This window comes from Mojavia sp. (assembly GCF_059505145.1).
Genome location: NZ_JCACKA010000064.1, coordinates 1 through 17,874, shown reverse-complemented (window position 1 = coordinate 17,874; position 17,874 = coordinate 1). Strand labels below are relative to the sequence as shown.

Genomic DNA, 17,874 nt, shown 5'->3' with positions numbered 1-17,874 from the left:
GATAGGGGATATGTCCACTGTTGGTGAAGCCATTAAACTTGCTGTTCAATATCAACGGGTTAATCGTTTAGTGCAAGCCGAGCAGATTTATCGGCAGATTCTAGCAAAACAACCCGATCATCCTGACGCCTTACATGGTCTTAGTATGCTGGCCCAACAGGCAGGACAATATCAGACCGCTGAAAAACTACTGTATACATTGTTAAAGGCACAGCCTGCATCTTTTAAAGCCTGGTTTAGCTTGGGAAATGTGCATCAAATTCAAGGTCATTTATCGGCAGCAGTAGAGGCATACCAAAAGGCTCTAGCACTTCAGCCCCAGGCATTTGTCATCTACAACAACTTGGGCTACACATTGCAACAGCAGGGAAAGGTCAACGATGCGATCGCTTCTTACCAAAAAGCTCTGCAACTGCAACCTAACTTTCCCGAAGCCGAAGTCAATTTGGCCAACGCCCTGCATAGCCAAGGCAAACTTTCGCCAGAACAACAAGTTAAGTTTGCACAGCTAAATCACGATCTAGGGGTGAATCGTAAGAAAGCGGGTGACTTTAAATCTGCAACTACCTACTATCGTCAAGCCCTGGACTTACAACCTGACTTGGCGATCGCTCATTATAACCTGGGAGTGGTACTACAAGCCCAAGGTGAAACTGATGAGGCGGTGTGTTGCTATCAAAAGGCGCTAGAGATAAATCCCAGTGATTCGTCATTGTACAAGACCTTATCCCGTCAAAAGCTGACTCAGCTAACACCGCCTCCCCAACAGCAGAATTCATCAAGATTAAAAGTGGCCTTTATCGGTCAGCCGTTTGTCTTGACGCGTTATCCTACACCCGCCGATTCGATTGGCATTCTCACCTATGAGATGGCCCGGCGGTTAGCGGCAACGAGCGACATTACGGTGTACACCGGCGGAGAAAAAAGACAGGAAAGTGTGTATGAAGGGGTGCGGTATAAATACATTCCGATCAAACTCGACCGTTCTGCCCTCAAGCGGCTGGAGGAAATTCCTGGCTTTTACAGTTCAACCCGTCCCAGTTTTGCGTCTAGCCTGTACTATGCGGCATATGCATTGCAAATCGCCCATGATTTGAGAAAGCATCCCTGTGATGTGGTTCATATCCACAACTTGTCTCAGTTCGCCCCCATCATCCGCGCCCTCAATCCGAAATGCAAAATTGTCTTACATACGCATTGTGAGTGGTTAAACCAACTCGACCATAAAACACTGGAGCGACGGCTGGGTGCTGTGGACTGCGTACTTAGTCCCAGTCAGTATATCTCAGGGCAAGTACAGCAGCGTTTTCTTCAGTTTAGCGAGCGATGTCAGGTAATTGCCAATGGAGTGGATGCTGACCGATATCTCGACTTTCTGGCTCAACCCCAAACCGTTAAATCGTCCTCGCAAAAACCAATTAAAAAATTACTATTTGTCGGCCGAGTCTGTCCTGAGAAGGGTAGCCATATCCTGTTAGAAGCGTTTCGCCAGGTATTGCTGCATGACCCCAATGTTCAACTAACTTTGGTTGGCCCTGTCGGTGTAATACCTTATGAATATCTAGTGGGATTGAGTGATGATCCAAAAGTTTCGGCATTAGCCTCATTCCACCAACAAGATGATGCTTGGACTGGTTATTTAAGGCAATATATGGCGCAGTTAAGTGAGCAGGTGGGTGAAGGCACAGCTCCTCCAGTTACCTTCACAGGGCTATTACCACCCTCTCAACTGCCGAACTTATATCAACAGGCTGATATTTTTGTCTTCCCCAGTATTTGTCATGAAGCATTTGGTATGCCAATTGCAGAAGCCATGATTACTGGATTGCCTGTAGTAGCTACCCAAGGAGGTGCTTTTCCAGAATTGGTTGAGCATGGCAAAACTGGTCTCATTGTTGAGCGCAGTGATGTAAATGCTTTAGCAGACGCTATTATACATCTGTTAAAAGATGCCGATCTCAGAAAAGCGATGGGTCAGGCTGCCCGTCAGCGCGGTGTGGAACAATTTACCTTCGACAAGGTGGCTGTTGACTTGCAACATCTGTATACCAACCTCTGCTGCCAAGCAATACCAGCTTCGAGTTTGGCCTTGTTAAGTGCCTAATCCTTAGGAGTCAATGCCATGAATCCAGTTGCTATACAGATACCTATACGTCGTGTCTGCCGCGCACTAATGGAAAGCCGCCGCATCGAATGCGATCGCACCCACCTCTGTCAATCGGCAATTGTCTTTGCTCCTCATCCCGATGATGAAACTCTTGGTTGTGGTGGCACTATTTTTCAGAAAAAGCAGGCTGGGGCGGATTTAAAAATTGTATTTATGACGGATGGCAGCCAATCCCATTCCCATTTAATCCCAGCCGAAAAGCTCAAGGCTATCCGTGCCCAAGAAGCGCTAGCTGCTGCTGAAAAACTGGGCGTTGAACCAACAAATGTATTTTTCCTGGGAATTGGAGATGGTAGTTTAGCTTATAATCAGGCGATCGCTATTGAGAAAGTTAAACAGATTATTTTCAGGATTTTCCCGGAAACTGTATTTATTCCCTATGTCCAAGATGGAGTGCCCGATCACGATGCCACGAATCAGATCGTGATTGCTGCATTAAGGCAGTGCGGCATTCCAGTCACAGTGTATGAGTATCCGATTTGGTTTTGGCGGCATTGGCCTTGGACTGTTTTTGAAGGCGATAAAAGTCCAGCTTTAGCGGTTTGGCGACAAAACTTAGCAAGCAGTCTCCGGTTACTCCAACAGTTTAGCTGCGCTGTTGATATCCATGCTGTTTTAGACCACAAACGCATTGCACTGGAACAACATCAGTCGCAGATGACTCGTCTCAAGCCCGATCCTCGATGGGTAACTCTTGGGGATGTTGCTCAGGGTGATTTTCTCGACTGTTTTTTTCAAAATTATGAGTTTTTCCGTCGCTATCGTTTCAACTAAAACTTAAAATGTCCAACCTGAAAAATTGAGTAAATAATGTTCATTTCGCTTAGTAAAGTAATCAAGAGCCAAATAAATGAATATATTATCTAGGCGGTTTGAAAATAAAGTTGCTTTAATTACAGGCGGAAATAGTGGACTAGGGCGAGCGATCGCCATTCGATTGGCTATCGAGGGTGCTGCTATTGGTGTTGTGGGCAGAGACTTAGAAAAGGCTCTCCTAGTACGCCAGGAAATTGAATCTCTTGGTGGTAAAGCATTGGAAATCAAATGCGATGTCACTCAAGAGTCCGATTGTCAACGTGCGGTTGACCAGATTATCAGTCAATTTAATCGGCTAGATGTTTTGTGTACCAGTGCGGGAATTTATGGGGGTGGCAGAACTGTGGTAGATACCTCAGTTGAACTTTGGGAGCAGGTGATTAATACAGACCTCAAAGGAGTTTATCTAATCTCAAAGTTCTCTATCCCCCAGATGCGAAAAGTTCATGGTGGTTCGATAGTCCACATCTCTTCTATTGGAGGACTGACAGGTTTTCCCGAAGGTATGGCGTTCCACTCAGCTAAGGGAGGAGTGATTAATCTCACTAGACACATGGCTGTGGCTCATGCGACTGACAATATTCGCGTCAACTGCATTTGTCCAGGGGTGGTGACTACACCGTTGACACAAAAGTGGTTAAGCGAGCCTGAAACTTATCAGAAAGTATGCCAATCCTATCCGATGAATCGCATTGGTGAACCGGAAGAAGTGGCAACTGCTGTTGCTTTTTTAGCTTCTGATGAAGCTTCTTTCATCACCGGAGCAATATTACCAGTAGATGGTGGCTATCTAGCAGCAGGTAAAGATTAGTTATTAGAGGATGTTTGAAAACTTTTTGATGTTGTATTTGAGACTTGTAAATCCCCCTAAATCCCCCTTAAAAAGGGGAGGCAGTGCGTTGCGGGGGTTCCCCCCGTTGTAGCAACTGCCGTGGACTTTGAGATTATTCCCCCCTTAAAAAGGGGAGCTATGGGGGATCAGGCGAAATATCTAATACTTTTCAGGCATCCTCTTAAGACTTAACAAATTTAAATGTATAAGGAGATAAAAATGATTCAACAACAATTAATCAAAAATATTAAGCAAAATAAACAAAATTCTCTCCAAGAATCTACCTGTCCGAACTGTGGTCATCACGAATTGTCGATATTTTATGAGGTGCGTAACGTTCCTGTGCATAGCTGTCTCATGACATCGACACCGCAACAAGCTTTAGATTTTCCTTGTGGAGATGTAGTCTTGGGCTATTGCGATCGCTGTGGCTTTATTACCAATGTAGCCTTTGATTCTAAGTGGTCAGCTTATGCCCCTAACTACGAAGACCAGCAAAGTTTTTCACCTACTTTCAATAAATTTGCTATTGATTTAGCCAATCACCTGATCGATAAATATGACTTGCACAACAAAGATATTATCGAGATTGGTTGTAGTAAAGGAGACTTTTTACTGCTGTTGTGTGAGTTAGGTAACAATCGTGGTGTGGGTATCGACCCCAGCGTAGTGCCAGGTCGGGTTCAAAGTCAAGCAGCAGATAGGGTGAAGTTCATTCAAGAATATTATGATGAGCATCATGCCGAGTATGTAGGCGATTTTATTTGCTGTCGCCATACTTTGGAGCATATTCAACCAACAGCAGAATTTGTCACCAAAGTCCGGCGTTCAATTGGCGATCGCACTAACACAATCGTCTTCTTTGAGATTCCTGATACAATTCGAGTATTGCAAGATTTAGCGTTTGAAGACATCTACTACGAACACTGTTCTTACTTTACCCCTGGTTCTCTAGCCCGCTTATTCCGTGCTTGTGGGTTTGAGGTCATAGATTTATATCGCACTTATGGGGAACAGTACCTCTTAATTGAAGCGCGTCCAGTCGCCACATCATCTGATAAAATTCATCCTTTAGAGGAAAGTATTGAGCAGACCGCTCAGTATGTCCAAACTTTTGCTACTCAAATCCAGAATCATTTGCAAAAATGGAGGCTTCACTTAGAGAACCTGCAATCTCAAGGTAAGCGGGCCGTAATTTGGGGTTCGGGGTCTAAGTGTGTTGCGTTTCTGACCACTCTGGATGCCATTGATCTGATTGAATATGTTGTTGATATCAATCCTCACCGTCATGGAAAATTTATCCCAGGAGTAGGTAAAGAAATCATGTCGCCAGAATTCCTCCGCGACTATCAACCAGATCAGGTAATTGTGATGAACTCAATTTACCGCAATGAAATTCAGGAAATGCTCACTGCAATGGGTGTTACTTCAGAAGTTATTACATTGTAAGAAAAAGCATACTCATTGTGCTGGGTGAATCTATGACTTTTCCATCACTCTGGGAAAATAAAAATAGAGGGCAAAATTTAAAGTACATACCCCGCAATTCTCACAAGCTTGAGGGGCAGAGGGGAAAGTACGCGATTAATCGCGTCTTATACAATAACTCTCCCCTGCTCCCCGAAGTTTGCTTGGAGGGAAACCCTCCTGGCAACTTCTCTTCCTGCTCCTCTGCTGCCCTAATTTACTATCTTTGAATGCAACTCGGTATGACCTCTCTCACCTAAACAGTGCTGAATAACAAAGTAAAATTAATTGCACAGTTGTCTTTAAATATTCAAGGTGGCTTTGTTTGTTGATAAGTAAATTGAGGTGATTTTTTGGCGTTGACGTCGCACTAAAATAGAAATTAGACCACAACTGATAAGCAAAGTTACGCCACTTGAATATTCAGGGACTGAAACACGAGCTTGATTTTTCTTAACCTCTATTAAATTTACAGTTGTTTTGTTACTGAAGTAACGTTGTACAGAACCTTCAAAAAAAGCAAAACCAGATTTTGGCGATTCAGTAAAATCTATAACAGAGAAATTTAAGGTAACATTATCAGTTTTTTGAGATTTGAGGAAATCGTTATCGCCCTTAACGCTTAAATTTCCTGTTAAATCAAAATAAGCTAAAATACTGTTATTAGAAATATCAATTAATGTAAAAAATATATTTCCACTTGCACTTGCATTCTCTGTTTCTGAATTATCGGCTGATGCTGATAAAGATAAAGAAGCTATGAAGTCAAATGAGAAAAAACTATTTTCCTCTATTACAAAACTACCAGCAATTATAGCTTCGCTTGTTGCCAGTCCGAAATAATTTTGACCGTTACCTGTAGCCTCACTAAATGAAAAATTGTCTGCTAATGTGGGATTTTCTTTAATAAAAGATGCGGTTGCCTCAGCTTTAGCAACTACGCTACTATCTTGACCAACAGTTACAGTATCAACATCAGTGTTTGTAAGAATACCAACTGGACTTTGGCTAAAGTTTGTAAACAGTACATTTCCTCCAGATGAAGCAAAAGTAGCAGCTTTACTAGGTGAGGTTACTAATACTGTACTCGCCAGCAAAGATGTATAAACTAATAAACAACGTTTCTTAAATCCTAAGTACTGTCTCATAAAATTCTAGAAGTCAAATTGAGGTAATCAACTTCGCTAAATTGGCTAAAGTATTAAAATGCAACACAAATAAGGCCATGACTGATACCTAGAAAAAGCTCAAGCTGTGGCTGCTATATAAAAAATATTTTTTGGTATTAAATCATACCTTTTGTATTGATTTAAATGACAAAAGTATTACGTCTGAGATTTTACTGAAAGCACCCGGTTGATATAATAATAAAGTAATAATACGGGGATTAAATAAGGTTATTGTGAACTAAACATAATTTTGAGGTAAATCTGCACATAAATCCTGCGATCGCCCTACAGCCCTTCTCCTAAAGGAGACGCTACGTGTAGCTTGCTTAAGCGTAGGGGTACGGGCATCCTACGGCAGGCGCTGCGCTCCCTTGCAATTGCGGCTTAATTTCCGCACCTTTTTTATGGTGGTCTGTACTTAGAAATTGTCAGATTCTACGATGACGATTGTTTACTTAAAGCCGTCCGCCATGCTTTAGCTTTTTTGATGGTATCTTTGATAAAATCGTTTTTCCCAGCTAGGTAACCGTTGATATCCTTTGGGAAGCGTTGTGCCAGTTCTTCCTTCAGACGGCTATAGGTTGTGGCTTCTTCAGGATGAGCGATGAGATAGTCGCGGAAATTGAGACAGTATTCAATCTCTTGATGTCCTATTTGAAAGATATGCAGATTGTGAGTGCGGTCAAAGTCGCCGCCCTTAGCAAAGAAACGCCGTCCAGGAATGCCAAAATCGCCAAGTGGCTCGTAACCGAGTTGGACTAAGGCGGGGTTAAACTGTTCTACCGTATGGATGTCTTGAACTACAGCTAGGATATCAATGATAGGCTTTGCTTTAATTTGGGGAATAGCGGTACTGCCAATGTGATAAATATCTATCAGCTGCTGCTTGAAAACTGCACAGATGGCTGCTGCTTCTAGCTTGAACTGCTGCGCCCAGCTTGGATCATGTGATACAACTTTTACTCTCTTAAGCATACGATAAATATTATGTCCATTCAAACGGACATAATTATGAATAATAACTGGTGATGACAGCAAGTCAAAAGCTCAGGCTACTTTATATGACTGCCGATCGCTTAAAAGCTTTACACCCCATCCCCTTACACCCAGCCTCAACAAATACAGAACTTACGCACTCAGATCCCCCAACCCCCTTAGAAAGGGGAGCCACTGTGCCCTTGCGGGTTCCCCGACTCCCTCAGTGGCGTGGCTTTAGACGTTCCCCCCTTAAAAAGGGGGGCTAGGGGGGATCGGGGTTTCAGGCTTGAGTGCGTAAGTCCTAAAATAATATTTTTGCGTAAGTTCTAATCGTGTTAATCAATGCCATTGGCGTGAGATCCTAGATAAAGTCACAACACGGTCAATGGAGTTTGAACAGATATGGAACAACATCGGCACTCAACGGTTGCGATCACGGGTGCTTCTTCAGGGGTCGGTTTGTATGCTGCAAAAGCGCTTGCCCAAAGGGGATGGCACGTGGTGATGGCCTGTCGCAATTTAGCGAAGGCCCAAAAAGCTGCCCAAGATGTAGGGATGTCCAAGGACAGCTACACTATTATGCATATCGACTTAGGTTCCTTGGAAAGCGTTCGACAATTTGTAAACAATTTTAGGACTAGCGGCAAGTCCTTGGACGCTTTGGTGTGCAACGCGGCAATTTATATGCCGTTGATTAAAGAACCTTTGCGTAGCCCAGAAGGTTACGAGTTGACTGTTACCACTAATCACCTCGGTCATTTCCTGTTGTGCAACCTGATGCTTGAAGATTTAAAGAAGTCATCAGCAGCAGATCGGCGGCTCGTAATTTTGGGAACTGTGACGCACAACCCAGACGAACTGGGTGGCAAAATCCCGCCACGCCCAGACTTAGGAAATCTGGATGGCTTTGCCGCAGGATTTAAAGAGCCGATCTCAATGATTGATGGCAAGAAGTTTGAACCAGTTAAGGCTTACAAAGACAGCAAGGTCTGCAATGTGTTGACCATGAGAGAACTGCATCGGCGCTATCACGAATCAACAGATATCGTCTTCAGTTCTCTTTATCCCGGATGTGTGGCAGAAACTCCTTTGTTCCGCAACCACTATCCCTTGTTCCAGAAAATCTTCCCATTGTTCCAGAAGTATATCACTGGGGGATATGTGTCTCAAGACTTAGCTGGTGAGCGAGTTGCGGCGGTGGTTGCCGATTCCGATTATAAGCAATCCGGTGCTTATTGGAGCTGGGGAAATCGCCAAAAGAAAGATGGCAAGTCGTTTGTGCAAAAAGTCTCTCCCCAAGCCCGCGATGATGAAAAAGCGGAACGCTTGTGGGATTTGAGCGCAAAGTTGGTTGGACTTGCGTGACCAGAACAGGACAAGGAGAGGGGGAGACTGGGGGACAAGGAGAGAAAACTATAAATACATCTTGCCCCTTTTCCCCAATTTCCCTTCCCCATCCTCTTCTTGACGGGACAGATCTGTGCATTAACATTCATGGCGATCGCAGGGCTTAAATCCTATGATCGCTGTAACATTGCGAATGCATCGACTTGCAAAAATTAACCTTCATCAAATCTGGGGCTATTTTGTTGCTCTTAAATTCTACGGCTGGACAGTAACACCAGCAAAATAATTTGCTCCGACTCTGGTACTTACAGATAAGGCGATCGCGGCCTAAAATTTCCGCCGCGTATACCGCTCGCGGTATACGCGGCGGAGAATATAGATTAGATAGCATATAAAAGCTAGATTACGAATTATTTAGTAAATAAACACCTTTTGACATTTGGATTAGAGCCTAAATTCTTTTTCTTATGGCGTCAGTTGTTTTAACAACGACTTAATTAAGGAGATTACTAATACCTCATGTCCTTTTCCTCCCCCCAAGTAGCCAATCGACTGCTTGCTGCTCTGCCAGATGCAGAATACCAGCGCCTTGTGCCCCATTTAGAGTACGTCACGCTCTCTTTGAAGCAAGTCCTTCACAGAGCTGGTGAATCAATTGAATACGTCTATTTTCCCAATTGGGCAATAGTTTCTTTGATTTCCACCCCGGAAGATGGCTCGACGATCGAAGTCGGCTTAGTGGGTAATGAGGGAATAGTGGGTATCCCCGCAGCTTTGGGAGACAACATCGCTACCACAACCGCGATTGTACAGATACCAGACTCTGGCATGAGGATGAAAGCAAGCTTGCTTAAAACCGAGTTTCAGAAGGGTGGCTCAATGCAAAGTCTGCTAATGCGGTACATACAAGCCATGTACGCCCAAACCTCTCAATGGGCTGCCTGCAACGCCTTGCATTATTTAGAGGAGAGACTTGCCCGTTGGCTGTTGCTCTTGTGTGACCTTGCAAACTCAAATGAGTTGCTACTGACTCAGCAATTTATGTCCCAGATGCTGGGTGTACGACGTTCTGGAGTCACGGTGGCTGCTAATAACCTTCAACAGGCAGGTCTGATTCGCTACAACCGAGGCAAAATTACTATTCTGAATCGGCAAGGATTGGAAGCGGCTTCCTGTTCGTGTTATGCAATCATTAAAGGCGAGTTTGCTAGGTTGCTAGCTAATAAGCATCAGTGAACGTGTTTAAATTAAGTTCTTCATCCAAACAACCAAGCCAAGCGATCGCTACCGATAAAATACAAGGTTTTTAGTAGCAGCCTACAATATTTTCACCTGATTTAATTAGCCCATTTGTATGAGGTAATAAGCAAGACAATAAGTGTATCTTGCTTATAGCCAGACCAACACAGATGCTTGAATGTTGCTTTCAAGCACAAAATGTATGAAAAAAGCTAAAGCCTTAATTTTATCAACAGTTTTTTTATTAGCCGGGCAAGCTTCTGCTTATGCTCAACAACAGTTACCTAGTCTTACTCCAGCACAAACTCAACGTTTATCCCGTGACTTAGTTCCATTTAACTCCCAAAACTTTTTTAACCAAGGGAGAGATTTGATAGAGAGAGAAATTCAAATGTTGATGCGGAGGCAATCTTCTTTAAATAAACCTGTTCTCAAGCTTAATTTGGATGCCGCAGGCAAGAAAAGACCACCCACTAATACCGTTCCGCTTTAAGGTTGATACACATAGGGAGTAGGGAGCAGGGAGCAGGGAGCAGGGAGCAGGGAGCAGGGGGAAAGAATTAGAGACAGATCATTTGTATCAGGCATTTCGTGAAATGGTATACGTGAAATGGTATAAGTAACTTGCCTAACACCTTATCAAAGTAATCTTCAAAGAGATATCAAAAACAACAACACCCAAGCTACGACTTGCTTAGTGATTTCCTCTTTTTTATCTTTCACACGGGGCTACATTCATTGATTACATACTCGCCATGTAATCTAGTTGTATGACCCCCTCTTTACCACATTGAGGAAATATAAGCTATCGAGTTGGGTGTTGTTGTTAGTCGACGAGACAGATGATGTAACAGCGTTTTTACCTCTTAACTAATTGGACTTTGGACTTTGGCTGTTGTATCTGCCAGGGAAGCTATGTAGCTTCAATAATTAAAATAACACTATTAAATTGTGATGGATTAATTTGCAACTAAACTTTACTGTTTTGATTATTTACAATCACAGCTTGTAACAATCACTTAAATAAATAATCCTCAAAACACATTAGCAACAGTAAGTCTTAAATTTTAGGGTGCGTTACGGTTAGTTTTCATTCTCTTACACTCTTAAATCTTTACATAACCGTAACACACCCTGCTTATCGAGCTACAAACTTAACTGCGATCGCGAAAACCCTGTTGTCCATTAGTTGGGTCAAAAAGTACATCGTATTTGTCGAAAAATGCAATACCACTATTCATAACCACAGGATGCTCTGCCCGTGGAGAGATATTAATGTTCCACAGATTAAATCCGTCACGGTTTCCCGGTACAAGGCTGTAGTTAAAGATGTTAGGAATTGCTAGCTTCACAACATTTTCTGGGCGTAACTTTCCTGGTTTGAGCTTACCCATCAAAGAAGCAGATTTAAATTGAGCCAAACCACTGCTTGCTCCAGTATCGACGATCATTTTGCCGTTACAGGAATTTTTCATTGAACTGCCAGAAATAGTTAAACAAACTCCATTGAGTTTAGAGTCCCATCTGTTGCCGGGTATACCATTAATTGCAGGTTGTTGGCTCAAAGAAGCCAACTTGAAACCTTCTCGATTCTTTGCTGTCAAGCCGAGAATGAGGCTACCGTTGCTGCTACTACCGCCATTACCAGTAACAATAAATCCATTGCTGAGATTTCCTGGTAGTTTTCTCAACGGATTATAGGGAAGCGATCGCTCCGAATAGTTGACACCGATAATACCGGAGAATGGCGCACCACTTTTCGCAGAGCAATTAGGTTTTTGGGCAATACATTGGCGACTTGTAACAGCCAGCACGGGAACAGGCTCCTCTGTTGAAATCAAACCAAATTGCACAGTGGCGTAAACTAATTCTCCCTCTAGGAGAGTACCATCGCTTAATTCTTCCTTGATAATTTCACCTGTGCTGCGAATCGGGGCATTTCCCAAAAATTCCTTAGGAACTCTCAACCCTGCTGAACCTGTATCCATTAAAACACGTCTTGGCTGACCCCCCGCGACTGCTAACTCCAGAAAATAGCCGCGAACACGTTGCCCAACTGAACCTTTTGTAAATAAAGGAACTGATATCGAGTCAAAACTGGGCTTTCTGGCAGTAAATTGAGAGGTATCGCGCAAAGCTAGGTTAGGAAAAAGCGTCAGAAATCCATTTTGTCGCTGTGCTAAAGGTTCTGGCGCATAGTCCCAAAGGCTTTCGTAGTAGAAAAAGGTTACACCTAAACCACGTTGTTGAGCAGCCCGTACTTGAGACTGAATTTGTTGCATAGAAACTGGGCGATTTCTCAACCCTGCCATAATACCTATTGCAGTAGGTATTAATTGTTGTGTTTCTATGATTTCTGGAAGAGTAAGTTTACTGGCAAAACTTTCCAAATCATTACGGTAAACCTGCATTACAAGTTCGTCTACAATACCCAGCCGTACCCAGTTAAGCCAGTCTTGCAGCTGAAGTTTATAAGCAAAGTCGTAGTAATTAGGAGAAACAGAAAAAATTGCGTTGGGTTTTATTGTTTTCACAGCTTGGTTTAGCCGCATCATAAAGGCTGTGATTTTATCTGCCCGCCATTTTATCCATGCTTGAGCTTGAGGATTGGTCGGGGGAGGATTCCCAGTTTCTTGAGTATAGAGGTTAACTGTGTACTTGTCGTAACCAAAATCAACCGGTAAACTCATGTGGTCATCAAATTGAATACCATCAGCGTTATACCTGGTAATGATTTCTACCACGAGGTCAGTAATAAACTTTTGCACTTCTGGGTGGAAGGGATTAAGCCAGGCTACCTCACCCGCAGCACTAATCGAAGTTTGGCTTCCATCCCGCTTTTGCGTCAGCCAATTTGGATGCTGAGATGCCAATTCTGAAGTTAGGGGAGCCATAAAACCAAACTCAAACCAAGGTATCGCCAGTACTCCTTGGCGACGGGCTTGAGTAATGATGTCTGCAATCACATCTTGTCCCTCTGCACCTTTGAAGAAAAAAGGGATACCCATTTGTTGCGTTATCGCACTCGGATATTTTGCATAGCCATCATTCCAAACCACGGGATAGATTGTGTTAAAGTTCAACCGACGCAATTGAGTAATTGTGTCTTGTACTTTAGCGCGATGCTTCAAGATATCAAAATCATTATTAGTCAGCCAAACCCCGCGGATTTCTTGAGAAGGTAACTGTGATAGTTGAGCGGTTGCAGGGGTGAGGTTTTCCAGCAACAATACTGTAGCAAATGATATCGCAAATAAAACTGGCAGAAGACGCTTAATTGTCCACCAACCTTGTCGAATGAAAAGCAATTGCTTAGGTATGGATAATAAGTTAGCTAACCAAGCGTTAACTCGTATACTTTTGTGATGGAACTGAGTTGCCATTATTCTGTTGGTATTTATGCTGAATAAATCAAGTTAATTTATAACATTTCATACAATGACTAAATTACTGCCCCAGAAAAACTAATGCAGATTTAGCTTCGTTCAGATAATTGACGCAGTTAGTGAGTGAGTTGTGCCAAGCTGAACTTACCCCAAAACAAGGTTGCGGTCTTAAACTTGATTCATGGCAAATCCACTAGTGTACATACCAGCAATCTATGCATATTAATATTTGTTTATTTATTGAATAATTGTTTCAGACTTGTGCATTTAAACAGTAGGGTTACCGCCATTGTTTTATGTAACCTAATATCAAAAAAGTAAAGGAAATCTTACATTTAGTTATTGTCTGTAAAAATAAGCTGAACAGAAGACCTGAACTATCATTGATTGAGATATCATTCCAATCAAAATGGTTATGTTGCAAAACTTCTAAAAGGCAGAAGCTCAGTTAGAATACAAAAGAATAAATGCTTAAGACAATTCAGCTACCAAATAGAATCAATCGCAAGGGAGATAAGTCTCTCTATCTATAGAGGGATAATCAGCTATAACTTACGGTATAGCGCTCTCCAAAACAGGCAGATTCCTCCAAACCAATCATAGAAGGATGGATCACATACCAAAGCAACCAGAGGTTGGCAAACCTACCTGCGAACTTCGGCAGTTACCTGAATTGACTCAAGAGCAGCTTGTCAAAGTTGTTGAGATTACTTACAGCACAATTAACCGCAGGGAAAACGATTGCACACAGCCTTGTTTACTAGCATTGAGCCAAGTAGTTAATAGTAATACCAAAGAGCTACTTAAAAAATATTTTCCAGAATTTCCAGAAGAGGAATAGAAACTGTGACTCAAGGAGCAATGCCTGGAATGGAGGAGCTTTTTGCGGGTGGTGGCGAAATGGGGGCACTCACGCGTGCGTTTAACTGGGCTAGCACACCACTTGGCCCAATGAAAAATTGGCCGCAAAGTTTACGAATTACTCTTAGCATTTGCCTGACCTCTTGCTTTCCAATGATCCTCATGTGGGGATCTGAGTTTATTCAGTTATATAACGATGCTTACTGCGCCATGTTTGGCTTGACAGAACATCAAACGGCTTTGGGTCAACCAGCCTACGAATGTTGTTCTAAGGTATGGCACATCATAGTCCCGGCATTAAAAGCTGTATTCACCAGTGGACAAGCCTCTGGGTTCGCCAATGAACGGTTTATGATCAATCGCAATGGATATTTGGAGGAGTGCTACTTTACCTTCTCTATGACTCCAGTTCAAAATGAAATCGGTAATGTGGTAGGGATTTTTACTACCATTACTGAAACTACACAGCAAATTACCAGTGAGCGACGATTGCGGACTTTACAAGACTTAGCAGCGATCGCACCTCAAACAAAAACTGTAAAAGTAACCTGTACGATCGCAACTGAAATTCTCGCCCAAAATCAAGCAGATATTCCATTTTGTTTACTCTACCTGTTGGATGAAGAAAATCAGCAAGTTAATCTGATGGGGTCACATGGTTTGGCTGTAGATACATCAGCAAGTCCCAGACAAATTCACTTAGATCGCGCAGCATGGCCCTTAGCACGAGTTGTTAATACCAAAAAAGCCGAAACTGTGACGCAACTGGCCAAACATTTTGCAAATGTAGAAGAATTTGCTACTGCCGATGCTCCGCACTCAGCGTTAATATTACCTCTTGCACAACCGGGACAGAAACACCTATTAGGGATGTTAATAGTTGGTGTTAGTCCGTGGCGATCGCTAAATAGTGAATATCAAGGGTTTTTTGAGATGATTGCCACACAGGTAGCCACAGCGATTGCAAAATCCCAGGATTCTGAAACTTTAGCAGGTTTAAGTCAAGCGCAAACAGCTTTCTTTAATAACTACATAAAACCTTTCTCAGGCTGTGAACTCTTACCAAAAGCCGCACAGTGTGAGCGATTACGTGCTGAAGCGGAGATAGCCCATAGACACATTAGTAATATTCTTGAAAGTATCACCGATGCTTTTGTGGCTTTTGATCGCCAATGGCGTTACACCTATGTCAACCAAAGCGCGGCAAAAATCTTGCAGCGATCGCCACAAGAATTAATTGGTAAAAATATTTGGGAAGAAGTATTCCTTAGCGCAGTTGATGAGTTGGCATACCAAGAAATGCACCGTGCAGTTGCACAGCAGGTTCCTATCTCTTGGGAAGAGTTTTGTCAACCGCTTCAGTGCTGGTTAGAAGTAAAAGCCTACCCCTTTAAAGATGGACTTGCACTTTATTTTCGAGATATTACTGAGCGCAAACGGGCAGAAGCAGGATTGCGGCAAAGTGAAGAACAGTTTCGTCAGCTTGCCGACGCTATGCCACAAATTGTCTGGACAAGCAATGCCGATGGCAAACTAGAATATGTCAATCAAAATTGGCGTGAGTATGCCGGACTGTCACTCGAACAAGGACGCAGGCGCGAAAACTCCAGTTTAGTTATTCATCCCGACGATGTTCAAAGTGCTTACCAGGAATGGGAAAAATCCTTAGCAGCAGGAACTTCTTACCAAAAAGAGTGCCGCATGAAGCGAGCTGCTGATGGAGTTTTTCATTGGTTTTTAGTTCGCGCCATCCCGATTAAAGATGAGCAAGGTCGAGTCATTAAATGGTATGGCACATCAACAGATATTCACGATCGCAAACTTGCTGAACAAGAGCGTGAAAAACTTTTACAACGAGAACAAATAGCGCGAGAACAAGCCGAGACTGCCAATCGCATCAAAGATGAATTTTTAGCAGTGTTGTCTCATGAATTGCGATCGCCCCTGAATCCGATTTTGGGTTGGGCAAATTTGTTACGAACTCGGAAGTTTGACGAAAAAACTACTGATCGAGCCTTAGAAACAATCGAACGCAACGCCAAACTCCAAGCTCAACTAATAGAAGATTTGCTCGATGTCTCGCGTATCCTCCAAGGCAAAATGGTCTTGAATATCTGCCCTGTGAACTTAATCTCTGTGATTGAAGCAGCCTTAGAAACAGTGCAGTTAGCAACAGAAGCAAAAGGTATTAAAATTCAAAAGCTGCTGGCGACTGATATTAAGCAAGTTTCTGGGGATGCAGGCCGCCTTCAGCAAATTATTTGGAATTTGCTCACCAATGCCGTCAAGTTCACACCGCCAGGAGGACAAGTAGAAGTGCGGCTAGAACAAGATGGGATGTATGCCAAAATTCAAGTAAAAGATAATGGCAAAGGCATTACCTCAGAATTTCTGCCTTATGTATTTGAGTATTTCCGTCAGGAAGATGGCTCTACTACCCGTAACTTCGGCGGTTTAGGATTGGGGTTGGCAATTGTACGTCACATTACAGAATTACATGATGGCACTGTAGAAGTAGAAAGTCCCGGAGAAAATTTAGGTGCAGTATTCACAGTTAAATTGCCAGTTTCTGCGATCGCTTTCAAAACCACTCCAGATTTTGAACTACCTATTGATACGCCTAATTTGAACGGTTTGCGGATTTTGGTGGTTGATGATGAAGCTGATATGCTCGATTTATTGCGCGTAATTCTAGAAAAATCTGGTGCAGAAGTATGCACAGCTGCATCACCAACAAAAGCACTCACTATGCTTGATCAGTGCCAGCCGGATGTCCTAATCAGCGATATTGGGATGCCAAGAGTTGATGGATATATATTGATGCAGCAGGTGAAGGAACGATTAGCAAAGCAAGGCAAAGAAATTAAGGCGATCGCTCTTACTGCTTATGCTGGAGAAATTAATCGCCAACAAGCACTAGCAGCAGGATTTGAAAGACATATCTCCAAGCCTGTTGAGCCACAAGTATTAGTGCGGGCAATTTCTGATTTAATTGGACTGGGGACGGGAGATTAGGGGACTAGGGGACTGGGGACTGGGGGACTGGGGTAGGACTTACGCACTCAAGCCTGAAACCTTGATCCCCCCTAACCCCCCTTCAAAAGGGGGGAACGTCTAAAGCCACGCCACTGAGGGAGTCGGGGAACCCGCAAGGGCGCAGGGCTGCCCCTTTTGAAGCTACGGTGTACACACATCTGTGTACTAAACCGAAATCATTGTAGATCCGTCATTATCCTCCGATAAATTGGAGGACTTTGAGGGATTTTAGCCCCCCTTAAAAAGGGGGGTTGGGGGGATCAAAAGCCTGTGGGACAACTCTCAAAGACTTGTGTGTACACGGTAGCCTTTTGAAGGGGGTTGGGGGATCTAAGTGCGTAAGTTCTAAAGGGACTGGGGACTTATGAAATCTTTGTTCTGAGAAGAAAAGCTTCTCTCTGTGCCACGGACGCTTTATAAGGGCGGGACGGCGGTGGTTACAAAATTTCTGATACTCGCCGATGAGTCTTTAATACTCGTGAATGAGGCTTTGATACTCGTGAATGAGTCTTTTATACTCGCCGACGAGTCTTTTATACTCGTGAACGAAGCTTTGAACTCCGTGAATGAGTCTTT

General features: G+C 43.1%; 12 protein-coding genes. 9 read left to right on the top strand and 3 right to left on the bottom strand.

Features of this window, described 5'->3' with window-relative positions; all coding sequences use genetic code 11:
• Nucleotides 1–10 precede the first annotated feature (10 nt).
• The 4 genes from AC5JL8_RS14665 (at nucleotide 11) to AC5JL8_RS14650 (ending at nucleotide 5,264) form a co-directional block, all read left to right on the top strand.
• A complete protein-coding gene (locus AC5JL8_RS14665) occupies nucleotides 11–2,104 on the top strand; it encodes a glycosyltransferase (protein ID WP_495880519.1) in 2,094 nt (697 codons plus the stop codon).
• An 18-nt stretch (nucleotides 2,105–2,122) separates the two neighbouring features.
• Nucleotides 2,123–2,941 carry a PIG-L deacetylase family protein gene (locus AC5JL8_RS14660; RefSeq protein ID WP_495880518.1) on the top strand — a complete coding sequence of 273 codons (819 nt, stop codon included), beginning with the start codon at nucleotides 2,123–2,125 and terminating at the stop codon, nucleotides 2,939–2,941.
• A gap of 76 nt (nucleotides 2,942–3,017) precedes the next feature.
• On the top strand, nucleotides 3,018–3,794 hold the full coding sequence (locus tag AC5JL8_RS14655; RefSeq protein WP_495880517.1) for an SDR family NAD(P)-dependent oxidoreductase: 777 nt from the start codon (nucleotides 3,018–3,020) through the stop codon (nucleotides 3,792–3,794).
• Nucleotides 3,795–4,034: 240 nt separating this feature from the next.
• Nucleotides 4,035–5,264: a class I SAM-dependent methyltransferase gene (locus tag AC5JL8_RS14650; RefSeq protein WP_495880516.1), complete on the top strand. Its 1,230-nt coding sequence runs from the start codon at nucleotides 4,035–4,037 to the stop codon at nucleotides 5,262–5,264.
• A 320-nt stretch (nucleotides 5,265–5,584) separates the two neighbouring features.
• On the opposite strand, the gene AC5JL8_RS14645 is transcribed toward AC5JL8_RS14650, so the two are convergent.
• The gene (locus AC5JL8_RS14645) at nucleotides 5,585–6,430 is read right to left on the bottom strand and encodes a hypothetical protein (protein ID WP_495880515.1); all 846 of its coding nucleotides are present in this window, start codon (nucleotides 6,428–6,430) and stop codon (nucleotides 5,585–5,587) included.
• A gap of 456 nt (nucleotides 6,431–6,886) precedes the next feature.
• Nucleotides 6,887–7,426: a GrpB family protein gene (locus tag AC5JL8_RS14640; protein ID WP_495880514.1), complete on the bottom strand. Its 540-nt coding sequence runs from the start codon at nucleotides 7,424–7,426 to the stop codon at nucleotides 6,887–6,889.
• A 462-nt stretch (nucleotides 7,427–7,888) separates the two neighbouring features.
• Here AC5JL8_RS14640 and AC5JL8_RS14635 point away from each other — a divergent pair, with 462 nt between their 5' ends.
• From AC5JL8_RS14635 to AC5JL8_RS14625, 3 genes are all read left to right on the top strand, one after another.
• Nucleotides 7,889–8,794: a protochlorophyllide reductase gene (locus tag AC5JL8_RS14635; RefSeq protein ID WP_495880578.1), complete on the top strand. Its 906-nt coding sequence runs from the start codon at nucleotides 7,889–7,891 to the stop codon at nucleotides 8,792–8,794.
• Nucleotides 8,795–9,295: 501 nt separating this feature from the next.
• Nucleotides 9,296–10,012 carry a Crp/Fnr family transcriptional regulator gene (locus AC5JL8_RS14630; protein WP_495880513.1) on the top strand — a complete coding sequence of 239 codons (717 nt, stop codon included), beginning with the start codon at nucleotides 9,296–9,298 and terminating at the stop codon, nucleotides 10,010–10,012.
• 205 nt (nucleotides 10,013–10,217) lie between these two features.
• The gene (locus tag AC5JL8_RS14625; protein ID WP_495880512.1) at nucleotides 10,218–10,508 is read left to right on the top strand and encodes a hypothetical protein; all 291 of its coding nucleotides are present in this window, start codon (nucleotides 10,218–10,220) and stop codon (nucleotides 10,506–10,508) included.
• 661 nt (nucleotides 10,509–11,169) lie between these two features.
• Here the strand turns inward: AC5JL8_RS14625 and AC5JL8_RS14620 are convergent.
• Nucleotides 11,170–13,398: a family 10 glycosylhydrolase gene (locus AC5JL8_RS14620; protein WP_495880511.1), complete on the bottom strand. Its 2,229-nt coding sequence runs from the start codon at nucleotides 13,396–13,398 to the stop codon at nucleotides 11,170–11,172.
• A gap of 610 nt (nucleotides 13,399–14,008) precedes the next feature.
• Here AC5JL8_RS14620 and AC5JL8_RS14615 point away from each other — a divergent pair.
• Together AC5JL8_RS14615 and AC5JL8_RS14610 are read left to right on the top strand one after the other, a co-directional pair.
• Nucleotides 14,009–14,242 carry a helix-turn-helix domain-containing protein gene (locus tag AC5JL8_RS14615; RefSeq protein ID WP_495880510.1) on the top strand — a complete coding sequence of 78 codons (234 nt, stop codon included), beginning with the start codon at nucleotides 14,009–14,011 and terminating at the stop codon, nucleotides 14,240–14,242.
• A gap of 5 nt (nucleotides 14,243–14,247) precedes the next feature.
• Entirely contained in the window at nucleotides 14,248–17,277 is a 3,030-nt protein-coding gene (locus tag AC5JL8_RS14610; RefSeq protein WP_495880509.1) for a hybrid sensor histidine kinase/response regulator, read from the top strand.
• The last annotated feature ends 597 nt before the right edge of the window (nucleotides 17,278–17,874 follow it).